The 19,706-nt window shown below is 40.5% G+C and carries 18 protein-coding genes and 1 pseudogene; 7 read left to right on the forward strand and 12 right to left on the reverse strand.

Annotated features, from left to right (window positions below; genetic code table 11):
* From KFZ58_RS15170 to KFZ58_RS15180, 3 genes are all read left to right on the forward strand, one after another.
* The gene (locus KFZ58_RS15170) at positions 1-258 is read left to right on the forward strand and encodes a hypothetical protein (RefSeq protein ID WP_235792130.1); all 258 of its coding nucleotides are present in this window, start codon (positions 1-3) and stop codon (positions 256-258) included.
* Positions 243-1,736, forward strand: a complete 1,494-nt coding sequence (locus KFZ58_RS15175; protein WP_235792131.1) for a sodium:solute symporter family protein — start codon at positions 243-245, stop codon at positions 1,734-1,736. Before KFZ58_RS15170 ends, KFZ58_RS15175 begins: the two co-directional genes overlap by 16 nt.
* 450 nt (positions 1,737-2,186) lie before the next feature.
* Positions 2,187-3,737 carry a C69 family dipeptidase gene (locus KFZ58_RS15180; RefSeq protein ID WP_235792132.1) on the forward strand — a complete coding sequence of 517 codons (1,551 nt, stop codon included), beginning with the start codon at positions 2,187-2,189 and terminating at the stop codon, positions 3,735-3,737.
* A 195-nt stretch (positions 3,738-3,932) separates the two neighbouring features.
* Here KFZ58_RS15180 and gudD read toward each other — a convergent pair whose 3' ends face one another.
* The 8 genes and pseudogenes from gudD to KFZ58_RS15220 all read right to left on the reverse strand — a co-directional run bounded on the left by gudD (position 3,933) and on the right by KFZ58_RS15220 (position 12,931).
* The gene (gene gudD, locus KFZ58_RS15185) at positions 3,933-5,282 is read right to left on the reverse strand and encodes a glucarate dehydratase (RefSeq protein ID WP_235792133.1); all 1,350 of its coding nucleotides are present in this window, start codon (positions 5,280-5,282) and stop codon (positions 3,933-3,935) included.
* A gap of 49 nt (positions 5,283-5,331) precedes the next feature.
* Positions 5,332-6,831 (reverse strand): tripartite tricarboxylate transporter permease, encoded by a 1,500-nt coding sequence (locus KFZ58_RS15190; RefSeq protein ID WP_235792134.1) that lies wholly within the window; start codon positions 6,829-6,831, stop codon positions 5,332-5,334.
* Positions 6,832-6,844: 13 nt separating this feature from the next.
* The gene (locus KFZ58_RS15195) at positions 6,845-7,246 is read right to left on the reverse strand and encodes a tripartite tricarboxylate transporter TctB family protein (RefSeq protein WP_235792135.1); all 402 of its coding nucleotides are present in this window, start codon (positions 7,244-7,246) and stop codon (positions 6,845-6,847) included.
* Between the two features lie 64 nt (positions 7,247-7,310).
* Positions 7,311-8,375, reverse strand: a complete 1,065-nt coding sequence (locus tag KFZ58_RS15200) for a tripartite tricarboxylate transporter substrate-binding protein (RefSeq protein WP_235792136.1) — start codon at positions 8,373-8,375, stop codon at positions 7,311-7,313.
* A gap of 173 nt (positions 8,376-8,548) precedes the next feature.
* Entirely contained in the window at positions 8,549-10,012 is a 1,464-nt protein-coding gene (gene gucD / locus KFZ58_RS15205) for an alpha-ketoglutaric semialdehyde dehydrogenase GucD (RefSeq protein ID WP_235792137.1), read from the reverse strand.
* A 50-nt stretch (positions 10,013-10,062) separates the two neighbouring features.
* Positions 10,063-10,989, reverse strand: a complete 927-nt coding sequence (gene kdgD / locus KFZ58_RS15210) for a 5-dehydro-4-deoxyglucarate dehydratase (protein ID WP_235792138.1) — start codon at positions 10,987-10,989, stop codon at positions 10,063-10,065.
* Positions 10,986-11,720, reverse strand: a complete 735-nt coding sequence (locus KFZ58_RS15215) for a FadR/GntR family transcriptional regulator (RefSeq protein WP_235792139.1) — start codon at positions 11,718-11,720, stop codon at positions 10,986-10,988. The genes kdgD and KFZ58_RS15215 overlap by 4 nt, the downstream gene beginning before the upstream one ends.
* 243 nt (positions 11,721-11,963) lie before the next feature.
* Positions 11,964-12,931, reverse strand: a pseudogene (locus KFZ58_RS15220) (2-hydroxyacid dehydrogenase).
* Positions 12,932-13,329: 398 nt separating this feature from the next.
* Between KFZ58_RS15220 and KFZ58_RS15225 the strand changes: the two are divergent.
* The 3 genes from KFZ58_RS15225 (at position 13,330) to KFZ58_RS15235 (ending at position 16,065) form a co-directional block, all read left to right on the forward strand.
* Positions 13,330-14,427 carry a hypothetical protein gene (locus KFZ58_RS15225; RefSeq protein ID WP_235792140.1) on the forward strand — a complete coding sequence of 366 codons (1,098 nt, stop codon included), beginning with the start codon at positions 13,330-13,332 and terminating at the stop codon, positions 14,425-14,427.
* Positions 14,428-14,432: 5 nt separating this feature from the next.
* On the forward strand, positions 14,433-15,659 hold the full coding sequence (locus KFZ58_RS15230; RefSeq protein ID WP_235792141.1) for an amidohydrolase family protein: 1,227 nt from the start codon (positions 14,433-14,435) through the stop codon (positions 15,657-15,659).
* A gap of 229 nt (positions 15,660-15,888) precedes the next feature.
* The gene (locus KFZ58_RS15235) at positions 15,889-16,065 is read left to right on the forward strand and encodes a hypothetical protein (RefSeq protein WP_235792142.1); all 177 of its coding nucleotides are present in this window, start codon (positions 15,889-15,891) and stop codon (positions 16,063-16,065) included.
* Positions 16,066-16,111: 46 nt separating this feature from the next.
* Here the strand turns inward: KFZ58_RS15235 and KFZ58_RS15240 are convergent, their stop codons facing one another.
* Positions 16,112-17,227 (reverse strand): RNA-guided endonuclease TnpB family protein, encoded by a 1,116-nt coding sequence (locus tag KFZ58_RS15240; RefSeq protein ID WP_235792143.1) that lies wholly within the window; start codon positions 17,225-17,227, stop codon positions 16,112-16,114.
* A 143-nt stretch (positions 17,228-17,370) separates the two neighbouring features.
* Here KFZ58_RS15240 and KFZ58_RS15245 point away from each other — a divergent pair, with 143 nt between their 5' ends.
* Positions 17,371-17,517: a hypothetical protein gene (locus tag KFZ58_RS15245; protein ID WP_235792144.1), complete on the forward strand. Its 147-nt coding sequence runs from the start codon at positions 17,371-17,373 to the stop codon at positions 17,515-17,517.
* Positions 17,518-17,643: 126 nt separating this feature from the next.
* On the opposite strand, the gene KFZ58_RS15250 is transcribed toward KFZ58_RS15245, so the two are convergent.
* The 3 genes from KFZ58_RS15250 to KFZ58_RS15260 form a co-directional block, all read right to left on the reverse strand.
* Positions 17,644-18,261 (reverse strand): hypothetical protein, encoded by a 618-nt coding sequence (locus KFZ58_RS15250; RefSeq protein WP_235792145.1) that lies wholly within the window; start codon positions 18,259-18,261, stop codon positions 17,644-17,646.
* A 96-nt stretch (positions 18,262-18,357) separates the two neighbouring features.
* The gene (locus KFZ58_RS15255) at positions 18,358-18,558 is read right to left on the reverse strand and encodes a hypothetical protein (protein WP_235792146.1); all 201 of its coding nucleotides are present in this window, start codon (positions 18,556-18,558) and stop codon (positions 18,358-18,360) included.
* 223 nt (positions 18,559-18,781) lie between these two features.
* Complete coding sequence (locus tag KFZ58_RS15260; protein ID WP_235792147.1) at positions 18,782-19,537, reverse strand: SDR family NAD(P)-dependent oxidoreductase; 756 nt, start codon at positions 19,535-19,537, stop codon at positions 18,782-18,784.
* Between the last annotated feature and the right edge of the window lie 169 nt (positions 19,538-19,706).

A 19,706-nucleotide genomic window follows, 5' to 3' on the forward strand; every position in this document is an offset into this window, starting at 1 on the left:
ATGAAATTTATTCGAGAACCGATTAAATCAAAAAAACTATGGATAGTACTTGGAATATTATTTTTATTATCCTTCCCTTGGTATTTACCAGCCGGAAGCTATGAACCACTTATATATGGCATCCCTTACTGGGCCTGGATTGTTCTTATCGTATCCATTGCCATCTCGGCTACACTCACATTTGCCATTAAAAACTTATGGATAACGGACGAAGACGATTCAGATGGAGAGGAGAATTCACCTTGGAACAAGAATTAGCGTTTGGCGGCTGGTCTGGTATACTGATTTTGGTGATTTACGGGCTTCTCATGCTGGGGATCGGTTTTGCTACATATTTGAAAAACCGAAATATTAGAGATAGCAATGTAGAGTACTATCTTGGCGGTAAGGAATTGAGCGTGTTTGTACTTTTTTTCACTTTTTACGCCTCTCAATATAGTGGAAATACGATTGTCGGTTACGCTCCACAAGGATATCGTATTGGATTTGAATGGATTCAATCCATTACCTTTATGATTCTTGTCATTATGGTGTATTTAATATTTGCACCAAGGTTATATGCACTGAGTAAAAAGTTTAATTTTATTACCCCTGTAGATTGGCTGCAAAAGCGTTTTAATTATACACCTATCGCAATATTAGGGGCATTTATTATGCTTTTTGCCTTAGGTAACTTTCTTCTTGAGCAACTGGTTGCAATAGGGCAAGGTGTCTCAGGGTTAACAGGAGGAACTGTGCCTTACCAGTTTGCCGTATTGTTCTTCGTGGTCATCATGCTTATATACAGCTGGCTGGGTGGCATGCGAGCGGTAGCATACACAGATACCATGCAGGGAATCGCACTTCTTGTTGGTGTGTTTGTTCTTGTGATAGGATCCATCATCTACTTTGGAGGACTGCCTACCTCAGCAGATTATATGGAAGCCTATTCGCCTGAGTTGCTGGGCGTGCCTGAGATGACAGGAATAAATGGTTGGCTTAGTATGCTGATACTCGCATCCATCGGAGCAGCAATATATCCTCACTCCATACAACGGATTTTTGCTGCCAAGAGTGTAAATACCTTGAAAAAGTCATTCATCGGTATGGCCTGGATGCCATTTTTCACGACCGGCTTGGTTTTTCTAATAGGTATTATCGGTATCAATGCAGTGCCAGGACTGGGCACAATGGAATCGGAAAATTTAGTCGGTATCATGGCAAATATGCTTGCTTCACAGCATCTTATATTCTACTGGGCCATGATTATATTATTCGGCGGCATTGTAGCTGCTATCATTTCTACCGCTGACTCTATCGTTCTTTCCATGTCTTCTATTGTTTCAAGGGATATTTATGGAAGATTTATTAATAAAAAAGCTTCAGAAAAAAAGGAGATCAAGGTTGGAAAAGTAGTCGGCATCTTTTTCGTGGTTGTATTGCTCATCCTTGCCTGGTATCCTCCTGCTACATTGTTTGATATATTTGTACTGAAACTGGAGATACTCATTCAACTGGCTCCGGCTATCATACTGGGACTGTACTGGAAGGGGTTGCATTCAAAACCTGTCTTTGCAGGAATGCTGATAGGTTCTGTCGTTGCATCATTTATGACATTCACCGGACTGACACCACTCGGTATTTACAGCGGTGTCTGGGGGCTTTTGGTAAACCTCATCATTTGTGTGGGTGGCAGTCTTATTGTTAAAGCCTCACCTGAAGTGCAGCAGGAGACAAAGAAAGTGATTGGATTTTGAGTTATATTTAATCGGTACGTCAATATTAAATCTTTCAATATGTTATTGGATTTTCGTAAACAAACGCACTGCCTAAAAACAAAGACGGTGTTTGTCAATATCGTTCGCATTTAATTACTTTAGTTTTAAATAGTAATCAATCCTCTAGCTCAGTAAAGCCTACCGCGCTACGCTTGCTGACCTGGTGATTTGAATCAAATGAAAAGACTACGTTTGATTCAAATTACCAGGGGTAAAAGGGGATGCTATAGTTGCCCCAAATTCTTTTGTCTTCTACTCCTCTTGTATTGGATTGAGTTTTGGCAGTTCTTCCCAAGAATATATTCTGTGTGTTTCTGTTCAATTGCGGTCCTTATACTTATTTATTTCTGCATAAAAATTTCTATTAACTCTATTTGTATGGACTACATAGGATAATGACTAATGCTATTAGAAAAGGAGTCCGTAAATATGAGTATCGCTTTTTATGTAGGCAAAAATTTAACAAAGGATGGCTCAACACTACTCGGTGGATTTGGTCATGAACCATCCAGCCACTGGATAGATATTGTGCCAGCGCAGAATCATCCAGCGGGATCAAGAATTCAAGTCGGGGTGACGGAGGCAGCAAATTTGCCTGGAGAACTGATCACCATTCCCCAGGATAGAAACACGTACAAATACATCAGTTCCACCTACTCAGAATTTCTCGGTTTTCCTCCGCCGTTAACAAATGGTGGATTAAACGAACATGGAGTAGCTGGGCGTGATGTTTGGTCCGATTCGCGGCAGGAATTAATAGATATGACACCTGAACCACAAAGAGGACTGAATTATAGTGATCTCGCACGTATTGCAATGGAGCGCGCAACCACAGCTCGTGAAGCAGTGGAAATCACCGGCGGGCTAATCAATGCGTATGGATATGCAACATATGGAGGCAATTCCCATCTTTTTGCCGATGAGAATGAGGGGTGGGTGATGATTGAATTTGCTGGCGGCCAAGGGTTATGGGCAGCAGAACGCCTCGGCCCCAATGATGTGCGTGTCTCCTATCCAGGTTATATTCATGATTTTCCTGTTGATTTTAAAAACAATGATGACTATATGGGATCAGATAACATTGTTGACTTCGCCAGGGAACAAGGATGGCGGAACCCTGAGCAGGATGACTCTGACTATTTAAACTTACAGGATGTGTATGGAGTGCCATTTCCAGGGATAGGTGTAGACAAGGAAGAGGATCACTTCACCGCAATGCGGATACCACCAGAACGCGAGGATGAACTTCTAACATTACTTCCGATGTCCCTTGAAGATATGCTTGCACTAGTAAGGGATCCACGCTGGTCCAATGACCAGGCAGGCTACGGTCAGGTTGCCCATATACGCCCTCATGTTCATAAGGATTTGCAAACACTTTGGGTTGCCGTCACAGGAGCAGTCACTACACCATATGTTCCAATTCCAATTGTTACGAAACCTTCAGCAGTGCCGCCTGAATTTGTGCAGCACCGGTATCTGACCAAATACTCCGATTCGGAACCATTAAGTCCGGATTATGCAATGCAAGAAGCCACGCGTTATGCAACTCGCGAATTTAAACGACTGCTGTATTTTACAAGTGAACATCCTGAACTCTTCTTAAACCGTATCACTGGAAGCATGGAGAGCCTTGAAATGAAAATGCTCAACGAACGAAAAGAATTGGAAGAAAAGTATCTAACACTGCTTGAATCTGAGGGTGCTGATGCTGCGCAAAAGATGATCAGTAAAAACGTGGAAAAATGGTCATTCAAAAGTCTTCAATTAGGGCAGGAATTGACATATAAGGTGGAAAAGATAACCCGAAAGCGATTTGGCATTCGTATGCCAGAGGACACGGCAGATATTGGAGAAACCACACCACCTTGGAGTCAATCGATGGTTAAGAAGCCAGATGAGCCGTATGTTAATTGTTATGATCCTGAACTCGATATATATCCTCGTAAGTTTGGGATTTACAGTAAGGATGAAGATTGAGGTATTGGGTTATTCACCCTATAACTGTACCTGTTTGTCCGAAAACAATTAACCTCCTATCAGTGATATTAGAAAACTAAGGCTTTCCCCATATGGTGAAAGCCAAAGCTCGCACTTATGCAGTAGGAGAGTTTTATACTTTCCTATCTACTAATTAAAGTTATCGTCATTTGACGACGATAACTTTAATACTTATTACCTTACAAGACAAGGACGCTTATTATCAAACTCCCAATCCGGAATCAAATACTGCATCGCGACGGAGTCATCTCTTGCATCAAGTCCCATCTTTTTATATACATGATGAGCCGCTTCGATTTGTTCTATATCAATTTCAATACCTAGCCCAGGTTTTTCCGGTACTTTAATTTTCCCGTCAGCAATTTGAAGTGGATCTTTTGTTAAAGACTGGCCTTCCTGCCAGATCCAATGGGTATCAATTGCAGTAATGTCTCCAGGAGCCGCTGCAGCTACATGTGTAAACATCGCCAGCGAAATATCAAAATGATTATTGGAATGAGATCCCCAGGTGAGTCCCCAATCATTGCACATCTGCGCAACTCTTACTGATCCTGACATTGTCCAGAAATGCGGGTCGGCAAGCGGGATATCCACAGCCTGTAGTTGAATCGCATGACCCATTTGCCGCCAGTCTGTTGCAACCATATTTGTTGCAGTGGGCAGGCCGGTTGCTTTTCTGAATTCATTCAAAACTTCCCGAGCAGAAAATCCATCTTCCGCGCCGCATGGGTCCTCCGCATATGCTAATACATCATGCTGGTCTTTACAGAGTTTGATTGCTTCCTGCAATGACCAAGCACCATTTGGGTCTAAAGTAATTCGAGCATCCGGAAATCTTTCAGCTAGCGCAGTAACTGCTTCGATCTCCTCTTCTCCGCGCAAAACGCCCCCTTTAAGCTTAAAGTCACGAAAACCGTAACGTTCATAAGCAGCTTCGGCTAACCGGACGACTGCTTCTGGGCTTAATGCTTCTTCATGCCGCAGACGGGACCAGTCATCAATTGCATTTGGTTCACTTGAATACGGCAGATCTGTTTTGTTGCGGTCGCCAACATAAAACAAATAGCCCAGAGTGTCCACTTCTGATCGCTGCTGGCCATCTCCAAGCAGGGCCGCTACAGGCACATTCAAATATTTACCCAGCAGGTCCAATAACGCAGCTTCCAATGCGGTTACCGCGTGAATCGCAACCCTTAAGTCAAAGGTCTGCAGTCCCCGTCCGTGCGCATCCCTTTCTGCGAATGTTTCTCTTACCTTCTTCAAAATGTTTTTATAGTTGCCAATGGATTCACCCATCACCAGTGCTTTCGCATCCTCCAATGTTTTGCGGATTCTTTCTCCTCCTGGAACCTCACCCACACCGACCTGACCACTATTATCTTTGAGAATAACGACATTTCTTGTGAAATACGGTCCATGGGCGCCGCTTAAATTAAGCAACATACTATCTTTTCCTGCAACGGTATATACAGACAGATCAACCAATGTCGGTGTTTCATTCTTTATTTTTGTCTCTGATTGCATAAATTACCTCTCCTATTCTTTCCTGATTAAGATCCCGAATCAAATTACACTAATATACATCCGCTTTTTTCGCTTTGCGGCTATCCATAATGGCATAGATCACAGAGCCGAGAATCAATACCCATAGCACTATTGCAATAGGTCCATTCGTGAAAAAGATGCTTAAATCTCCCCCACTGCCTTTTAAACTATCAATAAAATATTTTTCAGCCTCTGCCCCTAAGATGAAGCCGATCAAAAATGATGGAATTTGCACCCCAATTTTAGGAAAAATATAACCCAATAACCCAAATAATAATAATGTCCATACATCAAACATGACACCGTTATTAATAGCATAGGAACCAACCACGCAAGCTACAACGATAATTGGGAAGATCACATATTTTGGGATAAAAACGATCTTCGCAAAATATTTGATGGAAAAAAACATCAGGATGAACATCACGATATTTGCAATGATTAACGCGAATACGATTCCATTCCATAAATCAGGATTTGAGGTGATGAACAGTGGCCCGACTTGAATTCCCTGTAATAAAAATGCACCGATCAGAATAGCCGTCGTACTATCCCCTGGAATTCCCAGGGAAAGAAGGGGTACTAAGGCACCGCCAATTAAACCATTGTTGGAGGCCTCACTGGCAATGACACCTTCTGGTTCACCTGTCCCCAATTTCTCCGGATTTTTTGAGAAGTTTTTGGTCTGTGAATAAGCTGTAATCGAAGCAGCACTACCGCCTACGCCTGGGAGTACCCCTATAAAAGTACCGAGGAGAGAAGAACGAATAACATTGACCTTTTGATTTTTAAATATTTTAAAACTAAACTTATTGTTCTTATCTTTTCCCTTTTGAAGATCAATCCGCTGATGTGGAGCAGCTTTCATTCCTTCTTCAGCCTCCTGCAGCAATTGCCCAATAGCAAACAAACCAATTAAAACAGGCAGCAGGGCAAAACCATAGACTAATTCATCTTCAAAGCCCGGCGGTACCAGACGCATTTGGTTATTATCCGTAAATGTACCAATCAAGCTGATAAACATCCCTAAGAGACCGCTGAAAATCCCCCCAAGCAGGCTCCCTTTCGAAATGGATGCAATCACCGTTAAAGCAAAAACAATAATCAAAAACTTTTCCACTGCAGAGAAGTTAATGGCAACAGATGATAGCATCGGTGCAAAGAAATATAAAACGGTTAAACTGAAGAACCCCCCAATAATGGATGCTGTTATCCCTACTTTTAATGCCTTTTCTGCTTCCCCTTTTTGGGTCATCGGATATCCATCAAAGGTTGTACAAAGAGAGGAAGGCGTACCAGGGATATTTAGCAAAATTGCCGGTACTAACCCACCGCTGATCCCTCCAACGTACAAACCAATCAACAGACCAATAGAGTCAATCATATCCAAGGCATATGTAAGGGGCAAAAAAATAGCTATAGCCATCGTAGCAGTCATCCCAGGAATAGCACCCATAATAATGCCCATAAATACACCAAAAAAACATAATAGGACAGACATCGGAGTAAGTATTTCAAAGATAGGCATCGATTTCCCCTCCTTATGGTAAAGTGATATCAAACAACTGGCCGAACACATACCAAATAACTATGGTTGTTGCCAACGAATTTGTGATAGAAACAGTAATAGATTTTTTCTTTATATTTCCGATATACAGAAGCGTTACTAAAACCATAAAAATAATACTGGCCGGAACAAAACCAATTATTTCAAGCGTTAATACATATACAATCAGTAAAATAATTGTTCCGTAAATCTTAACTTTATCGTAGTTCTCGGAAAAAAATTTAAATTGGAATCTTAATTTTTTTGCCTTCCATTTTTTTATCAGACTAGTTACTAAAAGAACAATACCTATCATTATAAGAATACTTGCAATAATTTTTGGAAAAATGAGATGATAGTTGCTATAAGATAATTCAATTGTGAAGAAATCCGTCATATCCTCACCTTCCTTCCAAGAATATGGGGGGCTGCCTCGTTAGACACCCTCCCCTTTCACCACTCTACTGCGCTATTTCATCCAAGTTTGGCGCATTTTCGATAATATAGCGGAAATTTTCCCTCTTCTCTAATAAGTATTCTTCTGCTTCTGCTGCTGGCATGTGATTAACAACATAGGTATTTGTTTTTAAGTCTTCTGCATAATCCGGATTTTCAGCGACCTCTGCAATGGCATTGTCCAGAGACGTTGCAAAATTCTGGTCGACATTTTCCGGCATCAGGAAGAAGAATTCCTTATTAAAGACAAACTCATTGCCGTTTACTGTAATTCCCTGCTCTGCAAATGTAGGTATGTCAAAACCTTCTACTCTTTCATCAGCTGTAATTCCCAGGAATTTCATCTTGATATTGTCCTCTACGCCATTCTGGGTGTATTCGTTATTTGCACCAATAGAACCATGGATAATGTCAGCATTCCCATCCCATAATGCCTGGTTTTTATCCTGCTGGGATCCTGTAACATATGCGCGGATACGGTCAGATACTTCCGTTCCATATTCTTCTTCCACCCACAGGTAATACCCGTTAAACACAACTTCTGATACACCACCAGACTCAATAGCCACTGTAATCGTTTCATCCGGATTTTCTGCTAGCCATTCCGCGGATTCAGCCATGGTGTTATATGGGGCATCTCCTTTGGTTAAAAATGCATTACCTGGATTAGTTGCAACAACGGGGCCAATCGTCCAGTTTTCCAATGCATCTTCTTCACCAAACGTTCCGTATTCCACCCCCAGGTATGCCATATCATGGAAAAACATGATCGTGCTTCCATCGTCATCCGCTTTCCTCAATTCATCAAATGCCCGGAGTGCACCCACAGCATCCACTTTCATGTTGGTACCTAATGCCTCTTCTGTGTGTCTGCTAGTAGCGTCCGCAATCTGATATGTGTCACCGCCTGTTGAGGTAGAACCGATCAGCACCCTTATTCTGTTCAGATCAACACTGGCTTCTTCCTCTCCATCATTTGTATCACCTGATGCCTCTTCTGAATCGGACCCGCAAGCAGCTAGAATCCCAGCCATCAAGAATACTGCCAAAAACATCAATAATTTTTTCATTTAAACACCTCTTCACTTTATTTAATTTAACTATCCCAATATTGGGAAATTTGATATGATAAACATCCAATTCCTTCATTTCAGAACCAAAATCGCAGTATAAAACGCTTTCAAATTCCTTTTTTGAATGTCCCCTTATACGTTAATTGGTATAAAGGGGGATGAATATCTGGTTACTTCACAAACACTGTCTTGATAGAGGTAAAAAATTCTTTAGCCGCTTCCCCTTGCTCTCGGGAATGGGAGCTAGATTGTTTCATGCCACCAAATGGTGCTTGCAGTTCCACCCCGGCACTTTCTGCATTGACACGTACAAGACCAGCATCCATATCATCAATGAAGGAAAGCATTTTTTGGATATTTGTCGTGAAAATTGATGCGCTTAATCCATACTCCACATCATTCGCAAGTTCAATTGCCTCTTCCATTTCATCCACTTTCATAAGTGCAAGGACCGGACCAAAGATTTCTTCCTGTGCAATCGTTGCATCAGAGGTTATACCATCAAATACAGTCGGTGCCACGAAATATCCTTTATCATATTCTTCACCTGAAAGTCTTTTCCCACCACAGAGGAGTTCTCCCTCTTCTTTTCCCTTTTCTATATAGGATAGCACTGTATTCAATTGGGATTCGCTTACGCTTGGCCCCATCCAGACACCATCCTGCAAGCCATCGCCAACACGGATCTCTTTTACTTTAGCTACAAGTTTTTCTTTGAACACTTCATACACGTCGCTTTGTACAATCACACGGCTTGTCGCAGTACATTTTTGGCCTGTAGAACGAAGCCCGCCGCTGATTGTCGCTTCAACAGCAAGGTCAAGATCAGCATCTTCGGCTACAATTACCGGGTTTTTTCCGCCCATTTCCAGCTGATATTTGGCGCCGCGGGCAAGAGCGATTTGGCCAATGTTTTTACCAACGGTGTTAGAGCCGGTAAAGGTGATTCCACTAACATCCGGGTGTTCTGCTAACCCCTGTCCGATGACAGAACCTGGACCAGTTATCATATTTGCAACGCCAGCCGGCAATCCAGCTTCTTGAAAGCATTCAAAAATCTTTGCACATGTTACAGCAGCTTCCGAAGCAGGCTTGAGCACTACCGTGTTTCCATAAATCAGGGCAGGTGCCATTTTCCACATTGGAATAGCAACAGGAAAATTCCATGGAGTAATAACACCGACCACACCCAATGGGTCTCTTGTCGTAAACATTAAAGCATCATTATCAGAGGATGGGATCACATCACCCACTTTTCTCATGCCCTCCCCTGCATAATAGCGGAGGATAGCTACACCGCGAGCTGTTTCCCCTTTCGCCTCTGGAAAGGTCTTCCCCATTTCCCTGGTCATGCATTGTGCAACTTCTTCTATACGGCTTTCAAGAACATCAGCTGCTTTATAAAGGTACTGGCCTCTTTCTGCGCCTGCTAAATCTCTCCATTCCTTTTTTGCAGGTTTTGCAGCTGCTACTGCTTTATCCAAGTCTTCTCTTGAGGACTTTTGAACTTGTCCAACTACATCATCGGTATTAGCAGGGTTGATATTTGTCATTACTTCATTTGTATTCGAAGCAACCCACTCCCCGTTTATGTAGTTTAAAAATTTATTGCTTGTTTCTATCTGTACTGCCATAATGAAATCGCCTCCACTTTAAGATTAATTTTAAGTTATCAAGCATTTGTTTAGATCGTTACTTCTCTATTGGGCGGATGATTCTCCAATGCAACTTTCAAGATTTGTTTTAATTCTTCATAGTGTGCTTCCTCCACCGGCACAACTGGCGGGCGAACAGTATTGGCTACCGGTAGTCCGACAATTTCCATTCCTGCTTTAATCAGTGCAACCGCATACCCTTTTCTTTTTCTTCTAATTTGATTGATTGGCAGAATCACATCTTCATAGATTTCATGGACTGTCTGCTTATCATCATTTAAAAGGGCGTTATAGAATTTCCTTGAAATATGCGGGATATAGTTGGAAATAGCTGATGAATAACAGTTAAATCCAAGCGGCACATAGGCTGGCATTGTCACTTCCGCCATCGGCATACCATTCAGCCATCCCAGACGGTTGCCAATTTTCTGGGTGAGTTCGATATTTAACTCCATATTTCCCGTACCGTCTTTCACGCCGATAACCTGCGGGAATTCCGCCAATTTTTCTATGGTTTCCACACTCGAAATCGCATTAGATCTTTGGTATAAAATAGCGTTTAAATCTGTGCTTGTTACGATGGCTTTGTAATATTCATAAATTCCTTCCTGCTCCCCGTCAATTAAGTACGGAGGGAAAATCAAGTAGCCATCGACACCAAGTCTTTCTGAGACCTCTGCTTTTTCAATTGCCTCTGTTAAGTTCCCACCAACACCGGTGTAAAGCGGAACCCTTCCATCAACTGTGGATGCAACTAACTTAACCATAGACTCGTATTCTTTTCTGCTAAGATTGTGAAATTCCCCGGCACCGCAAGCGATAAAAATAGATTCGAGTCCCTCTTCAAGCAAAAACTCAATATTGGTTACCAGCGCCTCTTCATCAATGTTACCGTTTTCATTTAAGGGAGTAACAGGGAAACCCGAAATCCCTGTAGGGGGTTGTCTGTTTGTCATTCCATCAAGTCCTTTCCATATTTTATTTCTTTCTGTCTCAGAGGACGGATCAATCTGTTTCTCGCATGATCCAGATGCCGATACATACTTGCATATGCTTCAATCGGATCCCTTTTCTTCAGCGCATGATAAATATCTTTATGCTGCTGCACTGTTTTAGCCTTGTTCCGATCCTTCAAAGCAATATTTTCCATTGTCTTGTCATACATATTCAAAATGGCATCGATCATCCCCTCAGTAACAGAATTGCTTGCACTAAATGCAATGATCCGATGGAACTCCCGGTCTACATGCAAATAATCTTCTTCTGTTTCTTCCATGAGTTCAATGTTCTCTTTTAACCTTTTCAATTCCAATTCAGAGATTTTCTCTGCAGCAAGCCCGACAAGTCCCAACTCCTCGGCAAGTCGTGTTTCCATAATCGTATCAATATCGCCGACTGACAATGCCAACATAAGCCGATGCGGTTCACTGCCGACTTTTGTAGAAAAAAAGGTTCCTTCTCTCGTTTTTCGGTGAATAACCCCTAATGTTTCCAACGAACTTAAAGCCTCTCTTAATATCGGCCTGCTCACATATAACATATCCATAAGTTCCATTTCCGACGGGAGTTTATCACCGGCTTTCAGCTGTCCACTCATCAGCAAATCAATGATTTGTTCGATCACCTGATTTGCCAGTGTTTTGCGTTTTACAGATTTCATTTTGATAGGCTCCATATTTCTGCTCATACGCGTCCGCCCTCCTTTCCGACCAATAATGAATAATTTGTTTGTCTGACAATTTGAATTATAAGATAACATTGCATATAAGTCAATGCTTTTTGATAAATTATTTTTTTGTCAGACAAATAAATAAGCAGACAAAACCGTAGGAACGGTTCTGCTGGTTTCTAATATTTTTATCCATAGGCTTTTCTTCTCTTAATTGAATGATGGGCATGGTTCTTATTTAGTTTCCTATCGATCTATTATTTATATAACATCGCCATTTATCAAACAACGAGGGGTTTCTCCGTTTAATCCTTCAATTAGGTTCTCTGTTGCAAGATGTGCCATTTTATATCTCGTTTCACTGGTGGCAGAACCAATATGCGGGAGAGTAACGACATTCTTCATGAGAAGAAAGGGATTATCCTCTTTTATGGGCTCATTGTGATAAACATCCAAACCTGCAGCCAATATATATTTTTGTTCTAATGCTTCAATTAAATCTTGTTCATTTACAAGTTCCCCCTTGATCCGTTTATAAAAATTGCCGAGCGCTTCATTCGTTGAAATTCCTTTTTCCCAAGCATATTCACTGTCTCCGGAATCAAAGGTGCCATCAGACAAATAAAATCTGACTTTGCTAATAGATGATCAAGACTGGAATAGGTTGCTTTCAGATCTTTTTCAGCATTAGTGTTCCTAGAACGATTATGATATAAAATGTCCATTTTAAAACCATGGTACGCCCTTTCAGCAATTGCCTTTCCTATCCTCCCCATACCGATGACTCCAAGTGTTTTATGATGGACATCGACACCAAATAGCTCCTCTTTGATTTTCTCATTCCATTTGCCTGATTTTACATAGTGGTCAAGCTCTGGCATTCTTCTTGCTGTTGCTAGTAATAAACCAAATACTGTATCGGCTGTAGTCTCTGTCAGAACATCTGGTGTATTGGTAGCCATGATTCCTCTTCTAGTTAATTCATCAACATCCAAGTTGTTATAACCAACAGAAACATTGGAAACAATCTTTAATTCGGGAGCCTTTTCCAATAAATTAAAGTCAACTTTCAAACCCGAGCCGATAATCCCTTTTGCCTCACTCAAATCTTCCAGGAATTCCTCTGTCATCCCTTCACTTACATCATGGACTTGAACCTCTGCGAAATCTTTTATCTTCTGCAATAAATCCTCCGATAATTTGTTGTAAACAATAACTTTTGGTTTCATGATTTGGTAAACCTCTTTCCTATGGTAGATTTAGATATTTGTTATTATAAAGCATTTACAAAAAGTGATTGGCTGTATCGCTATCTGCTGCAAGAACATGGTCGACTTTCATTTCATATCAAATCTAACCGACTCCCTATTGATAGTTTGCTATATTATATTCTTTCGGAAGTTCAAGAACAAGTCTTTTAAATCTCGGTAGATCATTAATGGCATATTTAACCCCAACAAATTTTTCTAATAACGCCAATAAACATTATCAGTCAGATGATGGTATTTAAATTGCATAATACGGTGAAGCAGCGTGATACTAAGGGTTTCATACTCAATCAACAACTAGGCATACACACAATTTCAATCCCCATCATATTCTATATAAAATGCCTGGAGGAGAGCTTATGGATAAAGAACAAAACACAGATTCACAGGTTCCACACAACCGCACAAAATGGAGCTTGTTTGAAGTCATTGGTGTCTTGATTGTTATTATTTCACTCACCGTACTTTTTCTTGCCCCTGACTCTCTATCACAACTATTCGATACTATAATCAAAGAGGTAAAACCTGTAGTTGTAGACACCTTTTTAACAAGTGAAGTTGGTATTGCTGTTATCGTAAGTGTAATCATTGGTCGGATTCTGGAGCGCTTTGGATTTACAGATGGCTTAATCCGACTCTTCGTACCTATTATGCGTTGGTTTAAAATCAACCCATCTGTCATCATTCCTAGTGCATATAACATATTGGGGGATGTTAATGCTGCTGGAAAAATTGCAGGTCCCATCCTTGTAAAAGCAAAAGCAACAAAGGCGGAACAAAAGATAGCAGTGGCTACCATGATTCAATCCCCACAGTCTTTTGCCACATTTGTACTTGGTCTAATCGCCTTATCAATTTTTGGTATAAACGCATTTCCACTCATTCTTTTATCGATATTAGCACCATTAATTATCGTTCCCTTCATCTTATCTAAGACCATTTATCGTGATACCAAAAAAGTGACCCTTGGTGAATTACCACGATTCACACCTAAAACAACATTTTTTAATACGATTTTTTCTTCTGCTAAAGAAGGAACGGGATTACTCCTGCTAATCATTATTCCAGCTGTAACAGTCGTATTTATTTTAATAGGAATATTAAAATTTGCTGGCATATGGGATCCCATTGAATCAAGTATGGCATCAATGCTTACCCTACTCAGCATTGAACCCAATACCGGAATTGTTTCTTTTTTAGTTGCGCCTACCCTTGCTGTAGCTCAACTTGCTGATTTAGCCGTGACCGTTGATCCACGTTTAATTGTTGGATCTTTTGTACTGGCAAATTCAGGACTTCCTATATATGTTATCGTCGGTCAGGTCCCCGCTATCTGGGCTGAATCAACTGACTTACGTGAAAAAGAAGTCATTACCGCAGCTCTAATTGGTATGGTTATCCGAATTGCAACAGCATGCCTGCTTGCATATTTCTTAACTCCTTTTTTGGTGAGGTGATATAAATGGGCAACAATTATATAATTCGCGCAGGAAAAATTGTAACTGTTAGTAGTTTAGGTACCATTTACGATGGAGCAATGATTGTTAAGGATGGAAAAATAGCTGAGGTAGGGAATTGGAATACATTACGAAAAAAGTTTCCATATCTAACTGTTACCGACTATTCCCATTATGTTATTACACCTTCTTTGGTAGACTGCCATACTCACCTGTTGGAATTTGCTCCATCATCCTTATACCCAACTGCACTGGCAACTCACCTACTGACAGGGAAGTCAATCTTACTACATGCATTAAGATCGGGTATCACAGCACTTGGTGAACAGATATGCGGACACCCGAATAGTGACTTTTCTATTACTGATTATCGTCATGCTGTAAAAGATCTTCCGCTTGATATTTCATTTGCTACCACAAGTATATCGATCGGATTTAGTGAATTGGTACATTTTACAGCGGTAACGAAATCAAGAGAAGTTCGTCAAGCAGACCTGTCTGACCCAAGACTAGTAAAAGAGATTGCCAGACAAAATGATTACCCAGGTGAAAACTTATTTATTAATGCGACACCAGCTAACTTTACAACTGATGACGTCCCGCGTGCTGGGGAAATCATCTATACACTTGAGGAATTAGAAAGTATTGTAAAAATCTATCATCAATACGGGAAACAAATTGGCGTACATGTTGCCGGTGAGGAAGCGATTGAAATGACATTGGAGGCAGGAGTTGATGTTCTGCATCATGCACACGGAATCACGAATGAACAGATTAAAAAGGCAAACCTGAAAGGGACGAAGATAGTTGCAACACCGATGGGCGGGACCCATTTGGAGCCAAATTCTCCGGAAAACATATTGAAGTTGGTTGAAAATAAAATTGATGTCTCCATAGCAACCGATGCCTATTTACCACCGTATTCGAACACTGATTGGTTGTCGTTTAAAGGTCAATCCTTACAGGGGCCGGATGTATACATGGAAATCGCTCATCCTGGGATGAAGCTTTTACAAGAGAATGGGTTTGATGAAAACGAGATACTTGCTTTGCTGACCGCAAATCCTGCCTCTATTCTAAGAAAGGGAGATCAATTTGGTAAATTGCAACAAGGTATGGATGCAAATTTTGTAGTAACGTCTGGGATTCCGGGGTTGGAGATTACAGATGTGGAGAATCTTAAAGTAGTGTATTTTCGGGGGGATAGGGTTGTTGATAGATTGAAGGGATAAAAGTACGAAGAACCCCTATCGTTCACAAAAGGAATCATTTTGAACGATAGGGGGACTTTCATGGCGGAGACTGACCCAATAGCGCATGTTTTCATGCCATAAATTGGTAATCCATACGTTTACCCTACACAAATAAAAATGATAAAATTACATGCATGAAGAAGCTTGGGTCGAGTAATTTATGGTTATACTGGAATTAAAAAATCATGGAAATAGGAGCAGATGAGTAATGGAAAAGAACAAATTAAAAGCGCAAATGATCGAAACGGTGGAGAACCAAATTGAAATGAATGATCCTAAGTCTACAAAAGACACATTCAACAGGGTGAACTACCCACCACTTATTTGGCCTTACGCTCAACTTGAAGTGGGGGCTTCTCGACTTATCGTTACTTTTACTAGCTAACGAAAACAGACCGAGCTAACCCTCTTGTTCCAAGAGTTTTTACTTTTTATGTCAAGGCTAATAAGCGCAATCCTTCGTTCTTAATATTGATGGCTGCATTAAGATCGCGGTCTCCCACATAACCACAACCGCATTGATAGATACGTTCAGACAATGGCATTGGCTTTTCTGCACCACAGCAAGAGCATTTTTTGGTGGAGGGAAACCATTTATCGACTTTTTTGAGTTGCTTTCCCTGTTCTTTTAGTTTATAGCTCAAAAAAGCAGTGAACATACCCCAGCCATTATCATGTACACTTTTTCCAAAATGAAGCGATTTGGACATGCTTCTCATATCCAAATCTTCCATGATAACCGCATCATAATTCGATGATAATGCCTTTGAGTGATGATGAAGAAAATTTTTACGCTGATTGGCCGTTTTCTCTTGGAGTTTGGCTACTTTCAAACGTTGCTTTTCATAGCGTGCTGAACCTTTCTTTCTATGGGATAAAATACGCTGTTCTTTTGCCAATTTGACCAATGACTGCCGATAGAATTTTGGGTAATTGGCTTTCTCACCCAGTTCGCTTTCGACATATAGACCATCCATGGCAAAATCTAAACCAACAACACGTTCTATTGTTTTGGGTTTTATTTCTTTTTCGTATTCTGTTAGGACTGACACATCGTACTTTCCTGTTTTTGTTTTGGTAATCGTGCAAGATTTTATTTTATGATCAGCAGGAATTTCTCGATGCTGCTTGATTTTCACGAATTTCAGTTTGGGTAATTTGATGTAACCTTCTGCGATTTTAATGTTACCGTTCACAAAATTTGTTGTGTAGCTTTGTTTGTGTCTTTTGCTTTTGAATTTGGGAAACTTGGCGTTGCCCTTGAAAAAGGCTTTATATGCCTTATCTAAATTCAACTGTGCATTTGCCAAAGCTAAAGCGTCTACATCATTCAACCATGTATATTCCTTTTTATATTTTGCAGGAGTTGGATTTTTGACTTGTTTTAGTAATTCCTTGTCGGCTTTGAGAGATTCATAATTGTCCTTTCGCTCAGCCAACATTTTATTATAAACAAAACGCACGCAGCCGAATGTCTTCTGCATGAATAAAGCCTGTTCATCTGTTGGGTAGACTCGAAACTTGTATGCCTTATGTTGTTTAGCCATGTCAAATCACTTCTTTCAAGATGGGAATGTATGTTTCATTATAACACCAAGAAACAGGTTTGGCTATCACCAACCGAAATTCATCTCCCCCTTACCGCTGGGCTTCTCCCTTCACGCGCTTGAAGAGGGAGACTTCTTTCGGAGTGCTGTTAAAGAAAGCAGGTTATGCAGAAACCACAGCCAAAGAAATGATTGCGTCAGTATTGCTTGAAGAGATGGCTTACATTGCGAAAAATAAGGTTCCCTTTGATGAAAAAAGGTATGCGGAGAAGTTGAATGATTTGAATTAGTAAACAAAACAGCCTGAAGTATACAAGTTATTATCAGCTTGCGTGCAGTGATTATCTTTTCGGTATGGAGCCAGAAGAAACCATACCATTTCAGATGAATTTTAGGAAGCATAGGGACGGTTATTTTCACATGCTGAATATATATTCACATAACTCTGATTCTGTAAATTTCTGCCTAATCCCATCTTTCGTGTAAAAGTATTGAACAACTTCTTCTTTCATTAGATTAAGCTCCATTAACCCCCGGGAGATCATGGATAAATAGGAAGACGGCGGGATCGTAAATGTTTGATTTTCCATTGCTTCTGCAGTAGTGAATGTAACCATCGGATAGCCAGCTTCTTGCCCTAAATATATTAATCTATTATACCAGCCTGCATTGATGTTTAGATGCCCTTCCCTGATAATCTGATTAATATCAATCGATAACTGTTGATTATTGTTCTCTTGTTCCACCACTTCTGAAAACTGCTCAGCCGTTATTAAATATTTTCGAGCAATGGTTCGTTTCTTGTTATTCTGTTGATGTCCGATAAAAGCGACACCGCCCTTTCCCCATTTGCTTTCTTCTTTGGCAAAATAAAGAGGATATGGAATTTCTGCTTTCCTGCTTGCTCTGGGAGGAGTTTTATCCCGACAGCCCCGTTCCTTTTTATCCGAACCTTCCGGCGTCAAACCGTAAATGTAGCACAAAAAACGATCTTCACAAATATTTGAACCATAACTTACATACCATACATCCATGTTAACCTGAGCCCTCCTACCCTGAAGTAAGATTAAATTCTTAATCATTATCGGGTTATTTTATCACTCCCACCAAGTGAAATGAAACCAAGGCGTTCATACATTTTTATTTTGGAACGCAACAATTTTCTCTGATTCATCACTATCCAATATTGTTGACATGAGGTACGCCTCATCATCTGATATCGCATCTGCGCTCAATAAAGCAACACCTTCAGGGTTAAAGCTGAACATGTTATAAAAATTATAAATAATTTCACCAATATATGTAGATTTGTTAAAAACCCCTTTAACCATCCATAGGCTTGTTGTATATCTGAAAACCCTAGGGCGTTTCGCGCCTAAATACCCGCTTTTATTTTTAGAAGCAGGTAATTTAGTACAATTATAAGAGCAGAAAAACCTCCTAAAAGTAATTTTTACTTCTAGTATATTTTTCAACAAATTAAGAAAAAATAAATTTCTAGCGGAAGGGATACAGGCTATCTGCTATTAATGAGATAGCCTAGCCCCTTTTAAGCTATTGAATACTTGCACCGCCATCAATCGGAATAGTATGTCCATGAATAAAATCAGCCTGATCGCTAGCCAGAAATACTACTAGTCGTGCAATCTCATATGGGGAAGCATATCTGCCAGCAGGTGAATTCATAATATAATCATGCAGCGGCTTAATGGTCTCCTCTAAATTATCAGCTAATGAAGTTTTTGTTACTCCTGGTGCAATTGCTACAGCTCGAATGCCTTTTTGCCCATAATCATATGCAATCTGCTTAGTCAAACCAGCAATGCCATGCTTCGATGCGACATATGCTGCTCCGGGTGGGCCAGCTATTATAGCAGAATCAGAAGCTGTATTAATGATAACACCTTTACCTTTTTCCAGCATATGCGGGATTGCCTTTTTGGTCATCAGGAATGCACCTTTTAGATTTACATTCAGTACCTGATCCCACCCTTCTTCTGTCAATTCAGCTACAGGCGTTAATCCTTCACCGGTAACCCCGGCATTATTGCATAAAATATCAATCTTGCCATAACGCTCGATAATTTGCTGGTACACGTCGTCAATCTGTTCACTATTTGTAATATCCAATTCAAAGGAAATGGCTTCACCGCCATTTTCGGCGATCAACTTCCTGGTTTCCTCAATTCCTTCTTTATTTACATCAAGAATTGCGGTTGTTGCTCCCTCATTAGCGAGTTGTATACAGAACTCTCTTCCTAATCCTGAAGCACCGCCCGTAACTAAGGCTATTCGGTCTTTTAATAGCATTGTGTTTCCTCCTGATTTCTATATAGTCTCTCGGAGTTCGCCGAGTTAGATGAGAAAGGGGATTTCTTGACCTATCTATATTCTTTCTATCCAACATTATAGATATTTAATCATGCCGAATTGAAAGATTATATGTCGAAATACTTTTACTAAAAAGGTTCAAAAATTA

Source organism: Virgibacillus sp. NKC19-16 (assembly GCF_021560035.1).
GTDB classification, from domain to species: Bacteria; Bacillota; Bacilli; order Bacillales; family Amphibacillaceae; genus Virgibacillus_L; species Virgibacillus_L salidurans.

Coding starts and splice junctions, on each gene's coding strand:
- KFZ58_RS15170 (WP_235792130.1), top strand. CDS start 1: ATGAAATTTATTCGAGAACCGATTAAATCAAAAAAACTATGGATAGTA.
- KFZ58_RS15180 (WP_235792132.1), top strand. CDS start 2,187: ATGAGTATCGCTTTTTATGTAGGCAAAAATTTAACAAAGGATGGCTCA.
- gudD (WP_235792133.1), bottom strand. CDS start 5,282: ATGCAATCAGAGACAAAAATAAAGAATGAAACACCGACATTGGTTGAT.
- KFZ58_RS15190 (WP_235792134.1), bottom strand. CDS start 6,831: ATGCCTATCTTTGAAATACTTACTCCGATGTCTGTCCTATTATGTTTT.
- KFZ58_RS15195 (WP_235792135.1), bottom strand. CDS start 7,246: ATGACGGATTTCTTCACAATTGAATTATCTTATAGCAACTATCATCTC.
- KFZ58_RS15200 (WP_235792136.1), bottom strand. CDS start 8,375: ATGAAAAAATTATTGATGTTTTTGGCAGTATTCTTGATGGCTGGGATT.
- gucD (WP_235792137.1), bottom strand. CDS start 10,012: ATGGCAGTACAGATAGAAACAAGCAATAAATTTTTAAACTACATAAAC.
- kdgD (WP_235792138.1), bottom strand. CDS start 10,989: ATGACAAACAGACAACCCCCTACAGGGATTTCGGGTTTCCCTGTTACT.
- KFZ58_RS15215 (WP_235792139.1), bottom strand. CDS start 11,720: ATGAGCAGAAATATGGAGCCTATCAAAATGAAATCTGTAAAACGCAAA.
- KFZ58_RS15225 (WP_235792140.1), top strand. CDS start 13,330: ATGGATAAAGAACAAAACACAGATTCACAGGTTCCACACAACCGCACA.
- KFZ58_RS15230 (WP_235792141.1), top strand. CDS start 14,433: ATGGGCAACAATTATATAATTCGCGCAGGAAAAATTGTAACTGTTAGT.
- KFZ58_RS15235 (WP_235792142.1), top strand. CDS start 15,889: ATGGAAAAGAACAAATTAAAAGCGCAAATGATCGAAACGGTGGAGAAC.
- KFZ58_RS15240 (WP_235792143.1), bottom strand. CDS start 17,227: ATGGCTAAACAACATAAGGCATACAAGTTTCGAGTCTACCCAACAGAT.
- KFZ58_RS15250 (WP_235792145.1), bottom strand. CDS start 18,261: ATGGATGTATGGTATGTAAGTTATGGTTCAAATATTTGTGAAGATCGT.
- KFZ58_RS15255 (WP_235792146.1), bottom strand. CDS start 18,558: ATGGTTAAAGGGGTTTTTAACAAATCTACATATATTGGTGAAATTATT.
- KFZ58_RS15260 (WP_235792147.1), bottom strand. CDS start 19,537: ATGCTATTAAAAGACCGAATAGCCTTAGTTACGGGCGGTGCTTCAGGA.